The sequence below is a fragment of the Streptomyces lycii genome (genome assembly GCF_009735685.1).
GTDB classification, from domain to species: Bacteria; Actinomycetota; Actinomycetes; order Streptomycetales; family Streptomycetaceae; genus Streptomyces; species Streptomyces lycii.
Window position 1 is genome coordinate 13,397 of sequence record NZ_WHPN01000359.1, and the last position, 17,810, is coordinate 31,206.

General features: G+C 70.0%; 14 protein-coding genes. 5 read left to right on the forward strand and 9 right to left on the reverse strand.

Annotation, left to right across the window (positions count from 1 at the left end; translation table 11 throughout):
- Both GCU69_RS23995 and GCU69_RS24000 read right to left on the reverse strand, forming a co-directional pair.
- Entirely contained in the window at positions 1-1,956 is a 1,956-nt protein-coding gene (locus tag GCU69_RS23995) for an ATP-binding protein (protein WP_156207147.1), read from the reverse strand.
- Complete coding sequence (locus GCU69_RS24000; protein ID WP_235978669.1) at positions 1,953-3,335, reverse strand: esterase/lipase family protein; 1,383 nt, start codon at positions 3,333-3,335, stop codon at positions 1,953-1,955. The genes GCU69_RS23995 and GCU69_RS24000 overlap by 4 nt, the downstream gene beginning before the upstream one ends.
- A 56-nt stretch (positions 3,336-3,391) precedes the next feature.
- Between GCU69_RS24000 and GCU69_RS34430 the strand changes: the two genes are divergently transcribed.
- Positions 3,392-3,517: a hypothetical protein gene (locus GCU69_RS34430; protein WP_257155950.1), complete on the forward strand. Its 126-nt coding sequence runs from the start codon at positions 3,392-3,394 to the stop codon at positions 3,515-3,517.
- Positions 3,518-3,626: 109 nt separating this feature from the next.
- Here the strand turns inward: GCU69_RS34430 and GCU69_RS24005 are convergent, their stop codons facing one another.
- The 4 genes from GCU69_RS24005 to GCU69_RS24020 all read right to left on the reverse strand — a co-directional run bounded on the left by GCU69_RS24005 (position 3,627) and on the right by GCU69_RS24020 (position 7,819).
- Positions 3,627-4,190, reverse strand: coding sequence for an AAA family ATPase (locus GCU69_RS24005; protein WP_098754931.1), 564 nt, complete (start codon positions 4,188-4,190; stop codon positions 3,627-3,629).
- Complete coding sequence (locus GCU69_RS24010; protein WP_156207148.1) at positions 4,187-6,157, reverse strand: SMI1/KNR4 family protein; 1,971 nt, start codon at positions 6,155-6,157, stop codon at positions 4,187-4,189. The genes GCU69_RS24005 and GCU69_RS24010 overlap by 4 nt, the downstream gene beginning before the upstream one ends.
- Before the next feature lie 224 nt (positions 6,158-6,381).
- A complete protein-coding gene (locus GCU69_RS24015) occupies positions 6,382-6,981 on the reverse strand; it encodes a TetR/AcrR family transcriptional regulator (protein ID WP_098754929.1) in 600 nt (199 codons plus the stop codon).
- 40 nt (positions 6,982-7,021) lie between these two features.
- Entirely contained in the window at positions 7,022-7,819 is a 798-nt protein-coding gene (locus GCU69_RS24020) for an SDR family NAD(P)-dependent oxidoreductase (protein ID WP_156207149.1), read from the reverse strand.
- Between the two features lie 400 nt (positions 7,820-8,219).
- Between GCU69_RS24020 and GCU69_RS24025 the strand changes: the two genes are divergently transcribed.
- The 4 genes from GCU69_RS24025 to GCU69_RS24040 all read left to right on the forward strand — a co-directional run bounded on the left by GCU69_RS24025 (position 8,220) and on the right by GCU69_RS24040 (position 14,297).
- Positions 8,220-9,701: a tannase/feruloyl esterase family alpha/beta hydrolase gene (locus GCU69_RS24025; protein WP_170315920.1), complete on the forward strand. Its 1,482-nt coding sequence runs from the start codon at positions 8,220-8,222 to the stop codon at positions 9,699-9,701.
- A gap of 277 nt (positions 9,702-9,978) precedes the next feature.
- Positions 9,979-12,198: an MMPL family transporter gene (locus GCU69_RS24030; RefSeq protein WP_156207151.1), complete on the forward strand. Its 2,220-nt coding sequence runs from the start codon at positions 9,979-9,981 to the stop codon at positions 12,196-12,198.
- 114 nt (positions 12,199-12,312) lie between these two features.
- Entirely contained in the window at positions 12,313-13,620 is a 1,308-nt protein-coding gene (locus GCU69_RS24035) for a sensor histidine kinase (protein WP_156207152.1), read from the forward strand.
- Positions 13,617-14,297: a response regulator transcription factor gene (locus GCU69_RS24040; protein ID WP_098754925.1), complete on the forward strand. Its 681-nt coding sequence runs from the start codon at positions 13,617-13,619 to the stop codon at positions 14,295-14,297. Before GCU69_RS24035 ends, GCU69_RS24040 begins: the two co-directional genes overlap by 4 nt.
- Positions 14,298-14,568: 271 nt before the next feature.
- On the opposite strand, the gene GCU69_RS24045 is transcribed toward GCU69_RS24040, so the two are convergent.
- From GCU69_RS24045 to GCU69_RS24055, 3 genes are read right to left on the reverse strand one after another with little or no spacing between them, the layout of a single operon-like run.
- Entirely contained in the window at positions 14,569-15,465 is an 897-nt protein-coding gene (locus tag GCU69_RS24045) for a carbohydrate ABC transporter permease (RefSeq protein ID WP_098754924.1), read from the reverse strand.
- Between the two features lies 1 nt (position 15,466).
- Positions 15,467-16,369 (reverse strand): carbohydrate ABC transporter permease, encoded by a 903-nt coding sequence (locus GCU69_RS24050; protein WP_098754923.1) that lies wholly within the window; start codon positions 16,367-16,369, stop codon positions 15,467-15,469.
- A complete protein-coding gene (locus GCU69_RS24055; protein WP_156207153.1) occupies positions 16,366-17,691 on the reverse strand; it encodes an extracellular solute-binding protein in 1,326 nt (441 codons plus the stop codon). Before GCU69_RS24055 ends, GCU69_RS24050 begins: the two co-directional genes overlap by 4 nt.
- Positions 17,692-17,810 lie beyond the last annotated feature (119 nt).

Sequence of the window (17,810 nt, forward strand, 5' to 3'; positions counted from 1 at the left end):
TCATCTCGTCTGCCCTTGCGGCGGGGTGAGGAAGTGTTCCTGGAACGTGCGGTGTGCGAGCCGGTAGACGCTCTGCTCGTGTTCGGAATCGAGCATGACGTACGGGGCGGCGGCCTCGAGGAGCTGGTCGATGTCGAGGTCGGTGACCGGAACGCCGTCGGAGAGCGCGCCCGCGGCGATGGCCCAGATGCGGTCGGCCCGGGGCAGGCCGCGCCCGCGGGCGAGGGCGAGTGCCTCCAGCAGCGGTCCGGCGGCCGCGGATCGGCGGGCGAGGCGGTCCACCGCCGCGGCGAACAGCGCGCGGTGATCGCGCCGGAGCAGCTCGGCGAGCGCATCGGCGCCTTCGGGCGTCACGAGTTCCGGGTCGGCGACGATCTCGTGGACGGCGAGCCGGGCGTACAGGAAATGCCGGTCGTACGCCTGGATCCGGCGAGCGGCGGCGTCGACGGCTGCCGGGTCGGCGCCGGGCAGGGCGTGGCCGAGCCGCAGTCGCACATACTCTCCGAGCGCGCCGGGGTCGCGCGGCACGACGACGAGGTGTGCCGCTCCCAACGCGTCGAGGAGGTTGCGGTCGTCGGTCTCCGGCTGGTCGGGGCCTTCCCTGGTCGAGGCGCGGGTGCCGACCACCACGCGCACACGCGGCAGCTCGGCGAGCCGGGTCAGGAGTGATCCGGCGACGTCGAGGGGCTCCTGGGCCTCGTCGAGCGCGTCGACGAGAAGCGTGAACGGCTCCGCCCTCTTGCCCAGCCGGTCCAGGAGCCACTCGATGTCCTGCGCAGTGGACCCGGTCCCGGGCCGCTTTCCCAGATCCGCGGCCCGTGCGAGCCGGCCGACGAGTTCGCTCATCGAAGCGCCGGTCAGATGGATCACGGCGTCGAAGACACGGTCCGGCGGGCGCTCGTCGGCCGGCAGTTCGCGCAAGTGACCGCTTTGGACGAGCAGTTTGCGCAGGCCGGGGTGGGCGTGGACGAGTACGTTGCCGAGCAGCGCGGACTTTCCGGCGCCGGCGCGCCCGGTGACGACGAGCATGCCGGTCGGCTCGGCGCGCAGCCAGCGGGCGATTTCGGCCCGTTCCCGGTCGCGGCCGACGAAGTACCAGGCCAGTTCACCCTGTTCGGCGCCTTGTGCCTTGGGAATGAAGTGGCTGCGTTCGTCGGGGGTGAGGCCGGTGAGGAAGGTCTGGAGTTCGGCGTAGACGTCCAGGGGGGTGGTGATGCCGTACGGCAGAAGACGCGGCCGGGGCAGCGGGGGCGCCAGATGGAGGTCGAAGGCGTCGGCGTGGATGCTGCCGACCTGCATCCTGTCGTGCAGGCGCAGCATCAGGTCGGCAAGGCGGATCGTCTCGTCGTTGTCGGTGTACGACGCGAGCGCCCCGGAGAGCGCGTCGGCGAACTCGCCCAGATGGCCGGCCCCGTAGCCGCCGACGCCGACGATCGCCAGGCGCCGCGGCTTGTCCCCGCTGAGCAGGCGCACGGCGACCAGATCGGCGAACCGCTCCGCCCCGCACGCCTCGATGACCACGACCGTCCAGGCGTACGGATCGGCGATCCGGCGCGCCCACTCGGCGTCGATGAACGCGGCGAGGGATTCGGGCAGCAGGCCGCGTGTACGCATCGAACCGGGCGTCTCGTGTACGGCGAGCCAGGCGCCGTCGGGTGCTGCTTCGCCGTGCCCGGCCCAGTACAGGACGGAACTCCTCGGCGCGGGCGGGCCGGCCCACTGCTCGAGGCGTTCCTCCACCGCGGACCTGTTGCGTGCGGTGTCCGGCAGCAGCCAGGGCTCGGCCCGGCCGCCCAGTTCGGCGAGCAGTTCCGCGACACGGGCGGCGGCCTCGTCGGCCTCGAGGGGGGCGTGGTGGCGGTAGCGGCCGATCGGGAGGCATACGACCGGGAAACCGGCCCGGTCCCGGCCGTCGTTGTGTGAGGACTTCGCGTTGAACACCGTCGTGTCCGTCATCTGTCTGCCAGATCCTCCGCTCGGGCGGCAAGGACGAGCTGGGTGACCGGGGAGAAACCTCCGGCCTTGGCCTCGAGCCGGTACAGGCCCGGGGCGGGCACGGTGATCCGCGCGGTCAGACCGGTGCCGCGCGGCAGGAGCCGGGGACGGCTCAGCACTTGGGGTGTCTGCGCGCCGGTCACGCGCAGGGATACGGACGCGGGGTCGCTCTGCGGACCGACGGCGACGTCGAAAGGCTCCCCGGCGGCGACCACGTCGGGCGCCTCGAGCGCGATGGCGGCGGCGCCGAGGGGCGGGCCGAGCCGGCGCTCCGTCAGGATCGCGCGTACGTGTGCGAGCGTCTCCGTGGTCTGGGATATCGCGCCGTGGGTCTGCGGAAGGTGAACCGGTTCCGCGCCGCCGAGCCAGGCCGAATCCCGGTAGACGGTGCCGTCGCCGCGACGGTCGACACGGTTCAGCGTGCCGTCGTCGCCGTCCTCGCACACGTACTCCCGGCCCTCGGCGGTGCCGTCACGGAAGACGAGGGACTGTGCCGTGCGCTGCTCGACGCCGACGAGGGGTCTGGTGTACGGGCCGGCCGTCGCCCCCAGGAGACGTTCGCGGGCGGCGAGGGCGGACACGGCGAGTTCGCTGTCCGCGCCGATACCGGAGATGTCGCCCGCGGCCAGCCGGCGCGCGGACGCGCCCTCGTCCACACAACGGTAGCTGGGGAGCAGGTCGTACAGACCCGGCAGCGTCGTCGCCAGGTCGCGCAGCCGCCGGCGCGGCAGCGGTAGGGGCGCTCCGCGCCCGGTGCTGAGGATCTGAACGGCCTTGGCCGACCCGTGGTACGGCGTACCGAGCGTGATCACGGTGCGCACCTCCGCCGCCCCGCCGAGCACATGCGTGAAGTACCGCGCGACGAGTCCCCCCATGGAGTGCGCGACCAGCACCAGCCGCGCCTGCCGGCTGCCGCCGGGATGCGCACGCCAGGCGTTGAGGTGCCTCTCGGCCGCGACCGCGAGCCGCTTCGCATTGTGTTCGACCGGCAGGCGCCAGTCGTAGGGGAACTCCGCCACGGCATCCGCGTGCGCCGTCACCCGCCGGATCCCGGCGACCAGCGGCGTATAGGGCTCGAAGCCGCGCAGCAGGGGCGCGAAGGCGGGGAACCGCAGAAGGCGTGTCGCCACGATGCGGCCCGTTCGCCCCTGCCGCTCCTCGTCGGTGACGCGCAGGCCGGCCAGCGACGTCCCCGTCGTCCACGCGCGGGCGTACCACCGCGCGTCTCCCAGGCCCCACAACACACGGCCCGACTCGGCGTCCGCCAACTCGCTGCCCATGATGCCGGGCAGCACCATCACCGCGTCCCGGCAGGCCTCGGACGTTCCGGTCAGCCCCATGCGTCCTCCCCCCGTGAAGTCGAACAACACACGTTAGCGAAGGTCCACCGGGAAGTATGCCGACCATGCCGGCCGGCCGCTGCTTCCAGCGGCAGCAGCACGACGGCACGGCCGGCAGCTCACCACGCCGGGCACCGCCTCGGGACGCGCTGCGGTGCGCGTTCTTCGAGGCGACGCCCTGACTGCCCGAAGCAGTGGGACGCGGGTCCCGCGCGCCACCGGCGGGTGAGTGACGGCATCACGCCTTCACGATCCATGGACGTACCGCCCGGTGATCGCGCGTTCTGGTCGTCACTGCCCCGGCCCGCCCGGGATCCACAGCGCCGACTCCGGCGCGGAAAGCGCCTTGCGCACGTGCTCCGCGGTCGCCTCGGGCGCCTGCCCGCCGGAGTCGAGAACACATCGCTCGAGCGCCCCGAGGTCTTGGAACTGGCGGTACATGGAAAGGACCGGTTCGCGTTCGGTCAGGGCATCCGGTCCTCGGCCGGCGGCCCTGGCCAGCGTGGTGGCCTCGTCCGGCCGGAGCACGACGTAGCGCAAACAGACGTCGTGCGTCTTCGCAGCCCGCAGGAATCCGCCGATGAACCACGGTCCCACGACTCCGTCGAGGACGACCTGGTAGCCGCCCCTGGCGTAACCGAACGCGGCCTCCACCAGGACGTCCATGACCACCTCGTTCTGCCGCCGGGCCTCCGGCAGATACGGGGGGATCGCACCCTCTGCGATGAAGGACCAAAAATCGTCCGTGTGCAGATGGACACTGGGCGAGAACATTCTGGTGAGCAGTCGGGACACCGTGCTCTTGCCGGCCCCCGGCGGGCCCGTCACCACCACGACCTGGCCGGTCACGGTCATGTGCGCTCCTCTTCCGGGGCCGTCCCACCCGGCGGTGTCCGCTCCCCGCCGGCCGGGCGCGCGGCTCCCTGGCGCGTGCGGATCACCACGTATCTCTCCCCCTCTTCGGGTGGCCGTGTCCAGGAGCGGGTGGTGAACGTGTGCAGCCGCCCGTTCATGATGGCGTGACGCGGCAGCTGGACACCGAACTGTCCGGACACCGCTTCCAGCAGCGGCCTTTCCGCCCCGGCGGCGTCCTCTCCGTCACCGAAGAACCGGCTCGGGTCCAGCGCTTGCGGTATCTCCCCGCTGGACCGGATCTCGCCTTCCGCGTAGGTGAACGCGTACTCCTCGCCACCGTCTCGCGCCACCGACAGGTGGAAGGACGGCTCCCCGTGCCCCGCCCTCAGCCCGCTCCACACCACCACCGCGCGGGTGCCCGCCCCGGCCGCGGCGGCGGCGGGGGACAGGAACCGCCGCCGGTCGAACGGGGCAGGATCGCCGTCGAAGGCGAAGCTCCATCCGCCGCCGGCCCGGCCGACGGACACCAGAGCCCTGTCGTCGTACGAGGAGAACTCCCTCCGGCTGTGCCGCACCCTGGCGCGCACCTCCCGGCGGGACAGGGGTGCGTCCAACCCGGTGCCGTCCCCGTTTTCGTCCCCGTCCGCGAGACGTCCGGGCAACTCCTGCGGCTCCACACCCTCCACCAGGAGGAACCGGTAGGACGAGCGGTCGTTGCCCGGGCCCGGCTCCGCGAGCCACGCCAGACCGCCCGGGTCGAGCCCGGCCGCCGGACCGGGTGCCTCACCCGTCTGCCCGCCCCTCGGAGCGGACAGCAGCTCGCGGCCCCGCTCGGGGGTCAGCAGCGGCCCGAGCACCGGGTCGGCCAGCCACCCCAGTGGCGCCAGATGGTCCGGTCCCAGCGGCTCCCACAGAGCCAGGGCGTCGCTCAGCGTCCGCCAGGCCCTGTCGGTGTCTCCCCACCGGGCCAGCTCCCGCGCCCGCTCGACCGCCTCTCCGAACGGCCCCGGCGCCGCGTACCGGTAGGTGCCGTTCCGCACCTGCTCCAGCGTCGCGTACGCCGACGACACCACGTCGTCACCGGCACCCCGCAGATGGAACGCCGGCGTGGAGCCGTCCCGGTACGAGTGCGCCGCGTGCTCGGCGACCAGTGGCGGCAGCAGCTCGGGAGCGTACCGCGGGTCCGTCACCAAGCCGTCGTAGTACACCATGTAGCTCTTCCCGAGCAGACGGCGTATCTGGTCGCCCAGCCCGGCGGCCCGCGGTCTGCCGTATCCCCTGGCCTTGTCCAGCCACTCCAGGGCCCGTTCCCAGCCGCCGCGCAACGCCTCGAGCCGGGCCTCCTCGACCAAGGAGTCCAGCTCGCGTGTCGTGTCGTTGGCGAAGACCGGCTCCTCGTCGCCCCGGTGGGCCCTCAGGCTGTGGAACTCCCGGTGCATGTCCACCATGAACGCGAGAAAACTCGCGTGCCGCTCGGGCGGCGCGGCCCGCCAGCCCGCCCACGTGTGGACGGCCCACTCACCGTCCTCGTCCACGTCCTCGGGGTCCATGAGCACATAGAGGCCGTCGGACTCGACATCGAGCTGCAGCCCGCGCCGCCAGATGTCCGCCTCCCGCCGCTCCTCGGCACCGGCGTCCTCGTCCAGATACTCCTCGAACACGCCCGCGAGTTGCGACGCGTCGTCGTGCCAGCGTGCCTCCGTGGTCCCCGCCAGCAGCGCCACGAACCCGCCCGTGTGCCGCCACCCGTCGCTGACCTTGAGGAACTCCCGGTACGACGGAGGCATCCGCCGGCCGAGGCGCTCCTCCATGAGGACGATCCGCTCCTCGGACGCGGGAGGGAACCCCAGCCACCGCGCCTGCCGGGCGGTCTCATCCCGCGTCTCCTCCTCCGGCCGGCCATCCGCCCACTCCCCGCTCCACTTGAGGAGGAAGGGCCGCCAGTCGAATGCCGTGGTGTCCGTCATGCGCCCGATGCTGCCACCCACCACTGACAGCGCTCCGCTGCCCGGTGCCCCGCCGACCGGCTGTTGTCCCGAGGGAGGAACAAGCAGCCCGGCAACCGCGCAGGTCCTCACCGATCCGGCGGGGGCGGCTGCTGTGGGCCCCGTCCGCAAAAGGGCTGCCGCAGAGCCGGGTGACGGCGGGGCCCGTGCCGGTGCCGGACAGCCCATCTCGTGAAAGCTCGAGGTCAGCGGCGATGTACGGCGTCGAGTGCTCGGGTGAAGTAGACGGCGAGCGGCTGGTCCGCGCCGGCTCGGGTCCAGGCTTCTCCGGCCACGTCGAGACATGTGATCGCGCTTGCCACGACGGCTGCGGCACGCAGGTCGGCCGTCTCCTCGGGCGGGCCGAGACGCCGGCGGACCTCGGGGACGAGGTCGGACTGCCAGCGCAGGTGCTTCTCGATGCTGCGGGCTCGCAGGGACGGGTTGCCGTACATCATCCGTGCGACCGCGAGCGTGCGCTCGTCGTCCGCGTCCGTGTCCTCGACCGCCAGGATCGCGGAGCGCAGCGCTGTCCAGAGATCCTCGTCGTCGGGGCGCTTGGCGAGTTCGGCACTCACCCGGGTGCCTTCGTCGGCGAGGCCGCCGAGGACGATGTCCTCTTTTGTTCCGAAGTAGCGGAACAGCGAGCGCCGGGACACGCCCGCCGCCGCGACGATCTCGTCAATCGTGGTCTGCTCGAAGCCCTTGCGGAGGAACAAGTCCATGGCGACCTGGATGATCTCCGCTTGAACGGAACGACGGGTCCGGTCCCACAGCCGCTCCACCGAACCTGCGCTCTCCGTCATGCAGCCAGCATAACCATGCGTTACCACTGCCCCGTGGCGGTCATCGACTCTGCGCCACGGCGCGGGTCATCATCCGTCCGACGGTCCGTGTCATCCGACGGCGGCCGAGCAGACGCGACACACCAGCGGCGACCCGGTTCCCGCCCCCGACGATGACACTCGGCCGCGGATCGCGGCGGTCGAGCGCGTCCAGCGCGGTCCGGACGACCGCCGACGCCGGCATCCGCCGGGAGTTGCCGCTCGCGCTCTCGCCGGCCACGTCGAAGAACTCCGTCTGCGTCGCCCCCGGTGAGACGGCGAAGACCTTCACTCCGGAACCGAGCTGCTCGTACCAGAGCGCCTCGGTGAAGCTGAGCACGAACGCCTTGGACGCGCCATAGACGGCCATGGTGGGACTCGCGTTGTACGCGGCCATGCTCGCGATGTTGATCAGGAAGCCCTCTCCCCGGTCGCGAAGGAGCGGGAGGAAGGCGTGGCTGATCTCCACGACCCCGACGACGTCGAGCGCGATCTCCGCCTTGAGCCGATCGAGCCGTTCGCTGTGGAAAAGCCCGTGATTGGCGAAACCTGCGTTGTTGACCACTCCGGAGACATCGATCCCGAGCCGGTCAATCTCGGCACGCAGCGCCTGTCCCGCCCCCGGTTCCGTCAGGTCCATCGGCAGGGCCACGGCGCGAGCGCCGGGGAGCGCGGACAGCTCCGAGGCCAGCGCCTCGAGACGTTCGGCGCGGCGGGCGACGAGCACGGTGTCGCAGCCGCGCGCCGCGAGCTGCCGTGCGAACTCCGCGCCGATGCCCGAACTCGCCCCGGTCACGACTACCGCTCCAGCTGTGTTCATGGACTTTCCTGCCTTTTCGGGTAAGGGGGTCTGGTCCGGAAGCGCTCCTGCGGGCCGTCCGCGGGGCGGCCCGGTCACCGCTGCGAAGGAGACGGTCCGAGGAAGCTGTCTGCACTGTATGCCACCCTGGCATCAAGTGCCAGGATGGCATACAGTGCACCTCATGACCGGAGCGGCGCTCCGTCGCACCAAGGAGGAAGCAGCAATGAGCAGAGCGACTCACAGGCCCGGGCCGCGGCGGAGAAGCGGAGGGCGTCAAGTCCTGTTGCCGGTCACGGCGTTAGTGGTCTTGTGGACCCTGGCGGTGTCCACACCCGCGTCCACCCTCGCCGCGGCAGCCGGCACCCGCGGGGCCGGCGCTCCGCCGTCGGGTGGGACGGCGGTTCGTTCGTGCGAGAGCATGACCGACGTGAACCTGCCCGGCAGGACGGTCGAGAGCGCCACGTCGGTCAGTGCCACGGAAGGGCTTCCGGCCTACTGCGACATTCAGCTCACGGTGATCGACCCTTCGTCGGACGAGTCGTTCCGGGTCGGGGTGTTCCTCCCCTCTGCGACCTGGAACGGGCGGTTCGTCGGTACCGGCGGCGGTGGCTTCGTGGGTGGCGGGCCGGACGAGCCGTGCGGCCGGTACGACCCGTGCTCCCTGGCGGCCGGATACGCCACGGCGAACACCGACGCCGGAGTACCGACGACGGGCAACCAAGGGGAGTTCGCCCTCAATCCCGACAACACCCTGAACAAGCCCGTCATCGACATCTGGAACGAGCTGTCGGTCCATCAGACGGCCGTCACCGCGAAGAAGGTGATCACCGCCTACTACGGCACGGGCCCCGCCTATTCCTACTTCTACGGCGGCTCGGCCGGCGGCCGCCAGGCGATGACGGAGGCGCAGCGCCACCCGGACGACTACGACGGTCTCGCTGTGTTCTGGCCGGCCCTGAACCTGTCGCGCCTGCTTCCCGCCGCGCTCTGGCCGCAGGTCGTGATGAATCTCGCCCACCACTTCATCCCGCAATCGACTTTCGAGGCGGTGAACGACCGGGTGGTCGCCGCCTGTGATGGGCGGGACGGCGTCAACGACCACATCGTCTCCGACTGGCGCGCCTGCGGCTTCGACGCCCGCACCCTGATCGGTGATGTGGTCACCGTGCAAGAAGCCGATGTCATCAACAAGATATGGAAGGGCCCGCGCGGCACCGACGGCAAGTTCCTTTGGTACGGTCCGCCTCCCGGCACTCCGCTCAATGGCATCGCGAACACCGTGACCGATGAAGACGGGACCACTTCTCCGCAGCCGAATCCCAACGCACTGACCTGGGTCACGCACTGGGTTCTCCAGGATCCGGACTTCGACTGGCGCACCCTCACCTACGAGCGGTTCGCCGAGCTCTTCGAGACGTCGGTGGCCAAATGGGAGAGGGCCGTCGACGCAGCGGATCCCGATCTCTCCGCCTTCCGCGCGGCAGGCGGCAGAATGGTCATCACGCACGGCACCTTCGACAGCTCCATCCCCGTGCAAGGGACCATCGACTACTACAACAAGCTGGCGAAGAGGATGGGCGGCATCCGTGAGGTCCGGGATTTCGCCCGGCTCTTCCTGGCTCCCGGCGGCGGACACGAAACTCTCGTCAGGGCGCATCCCCATCCGGGTTTGATGCCCGCCGGGTACGACGGCGGGCTTCCGGTCCCCGGTAGCGCTCTGGAGGCGGTCGTGAACTGGGTCGAGCACAAGAAGGCGCCCACGACGTTGCTCGGCGTCGGTGAGGGATCGAACGGAGAGACCGGCATGAAGAGGCCGCTGTGCCTGTACCCACTTGCCGCGCGTTACAAAGGCCACGGCAGTTGGAACGACGCCGGGAGTTTCGTCTGCGCCAAGGGGTGAGCCCGGAGACCGGTACGGGTGCCTGTCGTCAGCCATTCCCAGGTCGTCCGGTCCCGCCAAGGCACTTCTCTCATGCCGCCGGGCGGTCGAGGAGCCCTGACGAACATGTTCGGCCACTGGCCGCCGCGCTCCGACGAATACGCAGCCGGTCGGCCGGTCGGCCGTTCTCTACCACATTTTCAGTAGCAGCAACTGTCAGCAGGCGTACGACGACAGGGCGACCGCGTCCGGAGAGGCTGGGGCCGACATCCGGCACCAGATGGGGAGACCTCCTGCCGTGGCCATATTTCTTCACCGAGTAGGCCGTCTGGCCTTTCGGCACCGTTGGTACGTCGCTCTGGTCTGGGCGGCCGTCCTGGCTTTCGCCGGACTCGGCGCTCTCAAGGCTCCGGAGGCGTCCGACCAGGGATTCTCCATGCCGGGCATCGAGTCCCAGAAGGCATTCGACCTGATGGAACAACGTTTTCCCGGAACCGCCGCCGACGGTGCGACCGCCCGGATCGTGTTCGTCGCGCCGGGCGGGGAGCAGATCACCGACCCCGGGAACAAACAGACCGTCGAGAAGACCGTGGCCTACCTTGCCGACGGCACACAGGTCGCGGGAGCGTCAGACCCGTTCCGGTCGAAGACCCTGAGCAGGGACGGCCGGACGGCGTACGCGACCGTCAGCTACGAGGTCGGGGCCAAGGAACTCACCGACGCCGGCAAGAGCCGGCTGGAGAGGGCCGTCCACAGCGCTCAGGAAGCCGGGCTGACCGTCGAGGTGGGCGGAAGCGCCCTGGACGCGGGCGGCGGGCCGGGCGGTGGGGGCGAGCTGATCGGTGTCGCTGTGGCCGCAGTCGTCCTGCTGGTCACCTTCGGTTCGCTCGCCGCTGCCGGGCTGCCGTTGCTGACCGCCCTGATCGGCGTCGGGATCAGCATGGCCGGCATCCTGGCACTGTCCCACGCGCTGGACCTGTCCGCGACGACAAGCATCCTGGCGATGATGCTGGGCCTCGCGGTCGGCATCGACTACGCCCTGTTCGTCGTCTCCCGCTATCGCGAGGAGCGCGCCCGGGGCCGTGCGCCGCAAGAGGCGACCGGGCTCGCGGTCGGCACGGCCGGGTCCGCGGTGGTGTTCGCCGGGCTCACCGTGGTCATCGCGCTGGCCGGACTGGCCGTGGTGGGCATCCCGATGCTCACGAAGATGGGCCTGGCCGCGGCCGGCGCGGTCACCGTCGCGGTGTTGATCGCCCTGACTCTGGTCCCGGCGCTCCTCGGCTTCTGGCCGAACGCCGTTCTCACGCGGCGGGCCCGCAAGGGCGGACGGACCGAGGAGCAGAGCACCCGGAACGGCTGGGGCACCCGCTGGGCGCGGTTCGTGCTGCGGCGCCCGCTGCCTGTGCTGCTGCTGGGCGTGGCGGGGCTGGGGGTCCTCGCGCTTCCGGCCATGGACCTGCAGCTCGGCAACCCCGGGGACGAGGCCAAACCGACCTCCACCACCGAGCGCCGGGCCTATGACGCGCTGGCCGAGGCTTTCGGGCCGGGCTTCAACGGACCTTTGACCATCGTCGTGGACGCCCGGGGCAGCACCGGCGCGAAGGGCGCCGTCGAGTCTGTCGTACAGCAGGTCGGCGGCACCAGGGGAGTCGTCTCCGTCTCCTCGGCCCGCTTCAACGAGGCAGGGGACACGGCTGTCTTCCAGGCCGTGCCGTCCACGGCACCGACCGATGAGCAGACCGAGAAGCTGGTCACGTCCATCCGGAACGACCGGTCCGCGATCGAGTCCCGGACCGGGGTGACGTTCGCTGTCACCGGCACCACCGCTGTCGACATCGACATCGCCGAGAAGGTGCAGTCGGCCCTGGCCCCCTACCTGGTCGTTGTCGTGGGCCTTGCGATCGTGCTGCTGTTGCTGGTCTTCCGGTCCGTGCTCGTCCCGTTGAAGGCGGCCCTCGGCTACCTGTTGTCGGTGCTGGCCTCTCTGGGCGTGGTCGTCCTAGTCTTCCAGCAGGGCCACGGTGCCGAACTGCTGGGAGCGGAGCACACCGGCCCGGTCATGAGTCTGATGCCGATCTTCCTGGTCGGCATCGTCTTCGGCCTGGCCATGGACTACGAGGTGTTCCTCGTCTCCCGGATGCGCGAGGCGTACGTCCACGGCGAAGCGCCCCACCAGGCGGTCACCAGCGGATTCCGGCACAGCGCCCGGGTCGTCGTGGCCGCCGCACTGATCATGATCGCGGTTTTCGCCGGGTTCATCGGCGAGAGCGACTCCATGATCAAGATGATCGGGTTCGGACTCGCCTCGGCCATCCTGTTCGACGCCTTCGTGGTACGTATGGCGATCGTGCCCGCCGTCCTCGCCCTGCTCGGCCACAGGGCCTGGTGGCTGCCGGGCCGGCTGGACAGGCTGCTGCCCCGCGTCGACGTGGAGGGCGAGGCACTCGCCCGGCAGCCCGCCGCAGCAGACCCGCGATCGGTTGGGACGGTGCCCGGCCGGGAAGCATCCCGCACCTGACACAACCGCTTCTTCTCTGCCGGGGCCGACCGTGCCGGACGACACGGGCGGCCCCGGCAGCCGCCCGTGGGGGCGGACAGCGACGTGTTCGAGAAGCACCGACCGGAGAACCGAATGAGTACCAGTCTTGAGCGTTACACCGACCGTTTCGAGCGATACGCCGATCGCCGTCCTCGCGTCGTCGACGCGGTCCTGGTCCTGACGCTGATGGCCTGCGCGATCGTGGGCAGTGGTCTCACCAGGCCCGGCGCCGCCCCGCCCCAGCGGGACACCACCGTCCTGATCGTCATGAGCGCCTCGTGTCTCGCCCTGTTCAGGCACCGAAGCCATCCGCAGGCCGTCACCGTCGTGAACGCGGTGTGCATCGTGGCCGCCACCGCGCTGGGGTATGTGCTGACACCTTTGCTGCTGGCCCCCGTCATGGCGTCGATGTACTGGTTGACCACGCACTCCGGCGTCAAGACCGCGCGCCTCTACAGTGCCACCACGGCAGTGGCTCTGATGGTCGCGTCAGCGAACTTCGACCCCACGTACGCCTCTTCCCCCGTACCACGGTCCATCGGCTACTGCTTCTGGATGCTGCTGCCGCTCGTCGCCGGCAGCATGACCAGACTGCGGCGCGCCTACGTGGCGTCGGTGCAGGCCCGCGCCGAACATGCCGAGCGGACCCGGGAAGAGGAGGCACGGTTACGTGTCACCGAGGAGCGCATGCGCATCGCCCGCGAACTGCACGACGTCGTCGCCCATCATCTGGCCCTGGCCAACGCCCAGGCGGGCACGGCCGCCCACTTGGCGCTCACCGATCCGCAGCAGACGAAGACGATACTCACCAGCCTGACCGACACCACGTCTTCCGCACTGCGCGAGCTGAAAGCCACGCTGGGGCTGCTGCGCTACACCGACGCCCCGGCCTCCGCATCGCTGGAACCCTCTCCCGGCCTCGCCCGCCTGCCCGAGCTGGTTTCGACGTGTGCGTCCGCAGGGTTCACCGTCACGGTCACCACGACGGGCGAGCCCCGTCCGCTCACCTCCGGGGTGGATCTGATCGCGTTCCGGATCGTGCAGGAGGCACTCACCAACGCCACCAAGTACGCCGCCGCGGACTCGGCACACGTACATCTCGCCTACGAGGAATCCCGCTTGCTGATCACGGTGTCCAATGACGAGCCGTCCGCTGTCACCGATGCCGAGGCCGATGCCGATGCCGATGCCGATGGCGCTGCCGCAACCGTGCCGGGCCAGGGCTTCGGCATCATGGGCATGCGCGAACGGGCCCTCACCGTCGGCGGCGAATTCCGCGCGGGACCCGGCCCGGGAGGCGGCTTCGAAGTCGCGACCAGCCTGCCGCTCCCGCCCGCCACCCCCGAAGCGCCCGAAGCGCCTTCGGAAGCCACAGCCGACGCGACAGGAGAAGAAGCATGACCATCAGGGTGCTGCTCGCCGACGACCAGACCTTGCTACGGGCGACCTTCCGGATGCTGATCGACTCCTGTCAGGACATGACCGTGGTCGGTGAAGCCTCCGACGGCGCGGAGGCGGTGGACCTGACCCGCGCCCACCGCCCCGACATCGTCCTCATGGACATCCGTATGCCCGGTGTGGACGGTCTCGCCGCCACGTCCGCCATCTGCGCCGACCCGGACCTGGCCGCCACCCGCGTCCTCATCCTCACCACGTTCGAAACCGAGGACTACGTCGCCCGGGCCCTGCACGCCGGAGCCAGCGGTTTCCTCGGCAAGGACGTCACCACCGACACCCTGCTGGCCGGTCTGCGCACGGTGGCCTCCGGCGAGGCCCTCCTGTCGCCCACCGCCACCCGCGCCCTCATCGTGAACTTCCTCATGACGCCCGCCCCCGGCGGGCAGCTCCTGTCCGCACAACGCCTGTCGGAACTCACCGCTCGCGAACGCGAAACGATGGCCATGGCCGCCGAGGGCAAGTCCAACACCGAGATCGCCGAGACACTCACACTCAGTCCGCTGACCGTACGCACCCACATCTACCGCGCGATGGCGAAACTGGGCGCTCGCGACCGCGCCCAACTGGTCGTCATCGCCTACCAGACAGGTCTGGTGCAGGTGACTCCACTCACGCCGTGACCGCACGGCACCTGCCTCCCGCGCCAGGCAACCGCGTGCCGCTGACACCTGGCCGCCCACGTCCTTGTCCTGGCGTCATGCCGGGCGTGGATCACACCGGGGGCGGCTTCGTCGTGCGGCGCTCGAGGCGGGCTTCCCGGACGACGCGACCAGCCGGTTCAGCCGGCACCTGCGTCTGCCGGTCCGGTTGAGCGGGGGCCGGTGGTCTTCCGGTCGGGCGGGACGGCGCGGCCGTCGCGGAGAGCGTGGCGCCGCTGGTGCCCGGAGCTGGTCACCGGCTGAAGCCGGCGGTCAGACCGCTGAGCAGTTGGCGGCGGGCGAAGGCGTACAGCACCAGTATGGGCAGTGTGGTGAGGACGACGGCGGCGAGGACGGCGGGGACGTTGACCCCGTGCTGGCCCTGGAAGGACCACAGCGCGAGCGGCAGGGTCCGCCGGGAAGGGCTCTGGGTGAGGACGAGCGGCAGCAGGAATCCGTTCCAGATGGTCAGCGCGTTGAAGATGGTGACGGTGAGGATGGCCGGCCGGGTGAGCGGCGCCGCCAGGCGCCACAGCGTCGTCCACTCGGTGGCTCCGTCGACCCGCATCGAATCGAACAGTTCCTTGGGCACGTCACGGATGAAGTTGGCGAGTATCAGCACGGACAGCGGGATGGCGAAGGCGATCGACGGAAGGATCAGCGCCAGCAGGCTGTCGTACAGATTCATTCTGATGATGATGAGGTAGACCGGGATGACCGTCGCCTGCAGCGGGATGGCGAGCCCCATCAGGAACAGCGCGTTCACCGTGCGCAGGAACCGGAGGCGCCAGCCGCGCACGATGGCGTAGGCGGCCATGAAGGAGACCGTGACGGCCGGTATCACCGCGCCGGCGGTCACCACGACGCTGTTCACGAAGTAGCTGATGAAGTCGGACTCGATGACCAGCTGGTAGTTGTCCAGTGTGGGATCGTCCGGCGGCGCCAGCGGGTTGCTCGCGTAGTAGTTGCTCTGGGCCTTCAGGCTGGTGATGAGAATCCAGTAGAGGGGTATGAAGACGACGGCGAGCCAGAGCCATCCGGCCAGCCCGCCGAGCCAGTTGCGCCGCCCGGCGGGCCGGCGGACGCGGGTTGGCCGCTCGTCGCGGAGGGGTGTCTCCGGCCGTTGCTGCTTGGTCAGCGTGGTGGTCATGTCAGATCCCCTCCAGCTGGCTCTGGCCGGCGTCCCGGCCGCCGAGCCGGCGCAGCAGCAGGGCGAGCCCGAGGCCGACCAGGACGAGGATGACCGCGATCGCGCTGGCCGGCCCCATCAGGTTGGCCTGGAAGCCCCGTTTGTACATGTCGAGCGCGAGTACCCGGGTGGCGTCCCCGGGGCCGCCCTCGGTCAGCACGAAGATGAGGTCGAAGAAGGTCAGCGAACCGACCACCATCAGCGTCGACGACGTGATGACGGTGTACCGGAGCTGGGGCAGCGTGATGCTGAAGAACTGGCGGACACGGCCGGCGCCGTCCAGCTGCGCGGCCTCGTACAGGGACTGCGGAATCTGCTGGACACCACCCTGGTAGATCAGCGAGTGGAACGGGATGAACTGCCAGGAGACGACGAAGACGACGACGCCGAAGGCGAGCCAGGGGCGCCCCAGCCAGTCCTTGCTGAGCCACTCGAACCCCAGCCCGGCGCCCAGCCCGAAGTTGGGGTCGAGCAGCGCCTTGTACGCGACGGCGATCGCCGCGGAACTGAGCAGCAGCGGGACGAAGTACACCAGGCTCAGCACCGCGCGGTAGCGCTGGCGGCCGGCCAGGAACGTGCCGAGCAGGATGCTCAGCGGTGTCTGGACCACCCAGGACGCGGCCATCACCCCGAACGTCACCAGGACTGCGTGCGGCAGCCCCGGGTGGCTGAGCACCGCACGCCAACTGGTCAGCCCGGACGGGTGAATGGCGCCGATTCCGTCCCATGTGGTGAAGCTCAGCACGAGGACGCCGACGAGCGGTATCAGGGCGAAGCCGACGAAGAACACCAGCGCCGGCACGGCCAGCCATGGCAGGACGCCGGGCCGGCCGCTGCTCCGCGCGGAGTCGGTGGACGCGCTCACTTGCCGATGACCGCGTTGAGGTTGTCGGCGAACTGCCGCGGTGAGACGGCCAGCTGGAACAGCTTGACGATGTTGTCCAGCAGCGTCTCGGCGGCCGTCGGACTGAGCGCCTGGTCCCAGGACTGGCCGAACGACTTGGCGTTACTGGCGATGTCGTAGGTGAACTGCAGGAACTCGGCGCTCTCGGACTGGGCCAGCAGCTTCTCCGTGCCCTGCACGATCGGGACCGACCCGTTGTCGATCCATTCCTTCACCTCTTCGTCCGCGAGGACGCCGGTGGCAAAGAAGTCCTTGGCGATCTTCTTCTGTTCGGCGTCGGCCTTCGAGGAGATGGACAGGTACTGGGCGGGGTTGCCGACGGTGTTGCCCGGATCGCCCTTGCCGCCCTCGACGGTCGGGAAGTTCATGAAACCGAGGCCGCCGCTGGAGACGAAGTCCCCGCCGTCGGCCTGCTGGATGCCGTACGTCCAGGTGCCGTGCAGCATCATCGCGGCCTTGCCGGTGTGCAGCAGCGCCTGGTCGGCGTTGGAGTCGGCGGTGATCGAGGAGAAGCCCTTGATGAACCCGTCCGCCTTGACCAGTTCCTGCACCTTGGTGAGCGCCTCGATGGCGGCGGGGTGGGACCAGGCGTCCTTCTCGCCGTCGAAGACGGCCTGGAACACCTCGGGACCGCCGATGCGGTCGAACAGGAACTCCAGCCACATCATGTTCGTCCACCGCGACTGCCCGCCGAGGGAGAACGGCGCTATGCCCTTCGCGTTGAACTTGGGCACCAGGGCCATGATGTCGTCCCAGGACTCGGGCGGCTCCACCCCGACCTGGTCGAAGACCTTCTTGTTGTAGAACAGGACCACCGGCTCCACGGTCTCGCACGGCATCGCGTAGATCTTGCCGTCGACGGTCGCCGCGCCGAACGAGGACGGGAACAGCCGCTTCTTGATCTCGGCGTTCTCGTCGAACCACGAGGTGAGGTCCTCGACCTGCCCGGCCTCCACGTAGCTGCGCAGCGTGCCGCCGCCCCAGCCCCAGATGATGGTGGGCGCCTGCCCGGCGCCGATGGCGGTCTTGATCTTCGTCTTGTAGGCGTCGTTCTGGAAGGTGGTGGGGGTTATCCGCCCCTTGGGATTGGCCTCGTTGTACCGCTCCACCGCGCCGGTTCTGACGTCTTCCTGGGGCTGGCCGCTCAGGTACCAGTACGTGGCCTTGCCGCCACCGCCCCCGCTCTTGCCGGGACCTGACGTGCCGCAGGCCGTGAGCGCCGCGGAGACCGGCAGGCCGGCGGCCAGGCCGAGGAGGGTACGACGAGAGAGAGGGACCGCCATGTGTGTTCTCCGCACTCGAGAGCCGTCGGCTTTCCGCGAACTCGGTGAAAACGTTTCGAAAGTCTGCCGTCACTGAATCGCGTGTGTGCAAATTAGAGGTACCGGGTGCATGGCTGTCA

Excerpts from the sequence above, each read along its gene's own strand:
- GCU69_RS24045 (WP_098754924.1), bottom strand. The coding sequence starts at position 15,465 with ATGACCACCACGCTGACCAAGCAGCAACGGCCGGAGACACCCCTCCGC.
- GCU69_RS24020 (WP_156207149.1), bottom strand. The coding sequence starts at position 7,819 with ATGAACACAGCTGGAGCGGTAGTCGTGACCGGGGCGAGTTCGGGCATC.
- GCU69_RS24025 (WP_170315920.1), top strand. The coding sequence starts at position 8,220 with ATGACCGACGTGAACCTGCCCGGCAGGACGGTCGAGAGCGCCACGTCG.
- GCU69_RS24035 (WP_156207152.1), top strand. The coding sequence starts at position 12,313 with ATGAGTACCAGTCTTGAGCGTTACACCGACCGTTTCGAGCGATACGCC.
- GCU69_RS24010 (WP_156207148.1), bottom strand. The coding sequence starts at position 6,157 with ATGACGGACACCACGGCATTCGACTGGCGGCCCTTCCTCCTCAAGTGG.
- GCU69_RS24000 (WP_235978669.1), bottom strand. The coding sequence starts at position 3,335 with ATGGGGCTGACCGGAACGTCCGAGGCCTGCCGGGACGCGGTGATGGTG.
- GCU69_RS23995 (WP_156207147.1), bottom strand. The coding sequence starts at position 1,956 with ATGACGGACACGACGGTGTTCAACGCGAAGTCCTCACACAACGACGGC.
- GCU69_RS24040 (WP_098754925.1), top strand. The coding sequence starts at position 13,617 with ATGACCATCAGGGTGCTGCTCGCCGACGACCAGACCTTGCTACGGGCG.
- GCU69_RS24015 (WP_098754929.1), bottom strand. The coding sequence starts at position 6,981 with ATGACGGAGAGCGCAGGTTCGGTGGAGCGGCTGTGGGACCGGACCCGT.
- GCU69_RS24055 (WP_156207153.1), bottom strand. The coding sequence starts at position 17,691 with ATGGCGGTCCCTCTCTCTCGTCGTACCCTCCTCGGCCTGGCCGCCGGC.
- GCU69_RS24005 (WP_098754931.1), bottom strand. The coding sequence starts at position 4,190 with ATGACCGTGACCGGCCAGGTCGTGGTGGTGACGGGCCCGCCGGGGGCC.
- GCU69_RS34430 (WP_257155950.1), top strand. The coding sequence starts at position 3,392 with ATGCCGACCATGCCGGCCGGCCGCTGCTTCCAGCGGCAGCAGCACGAC.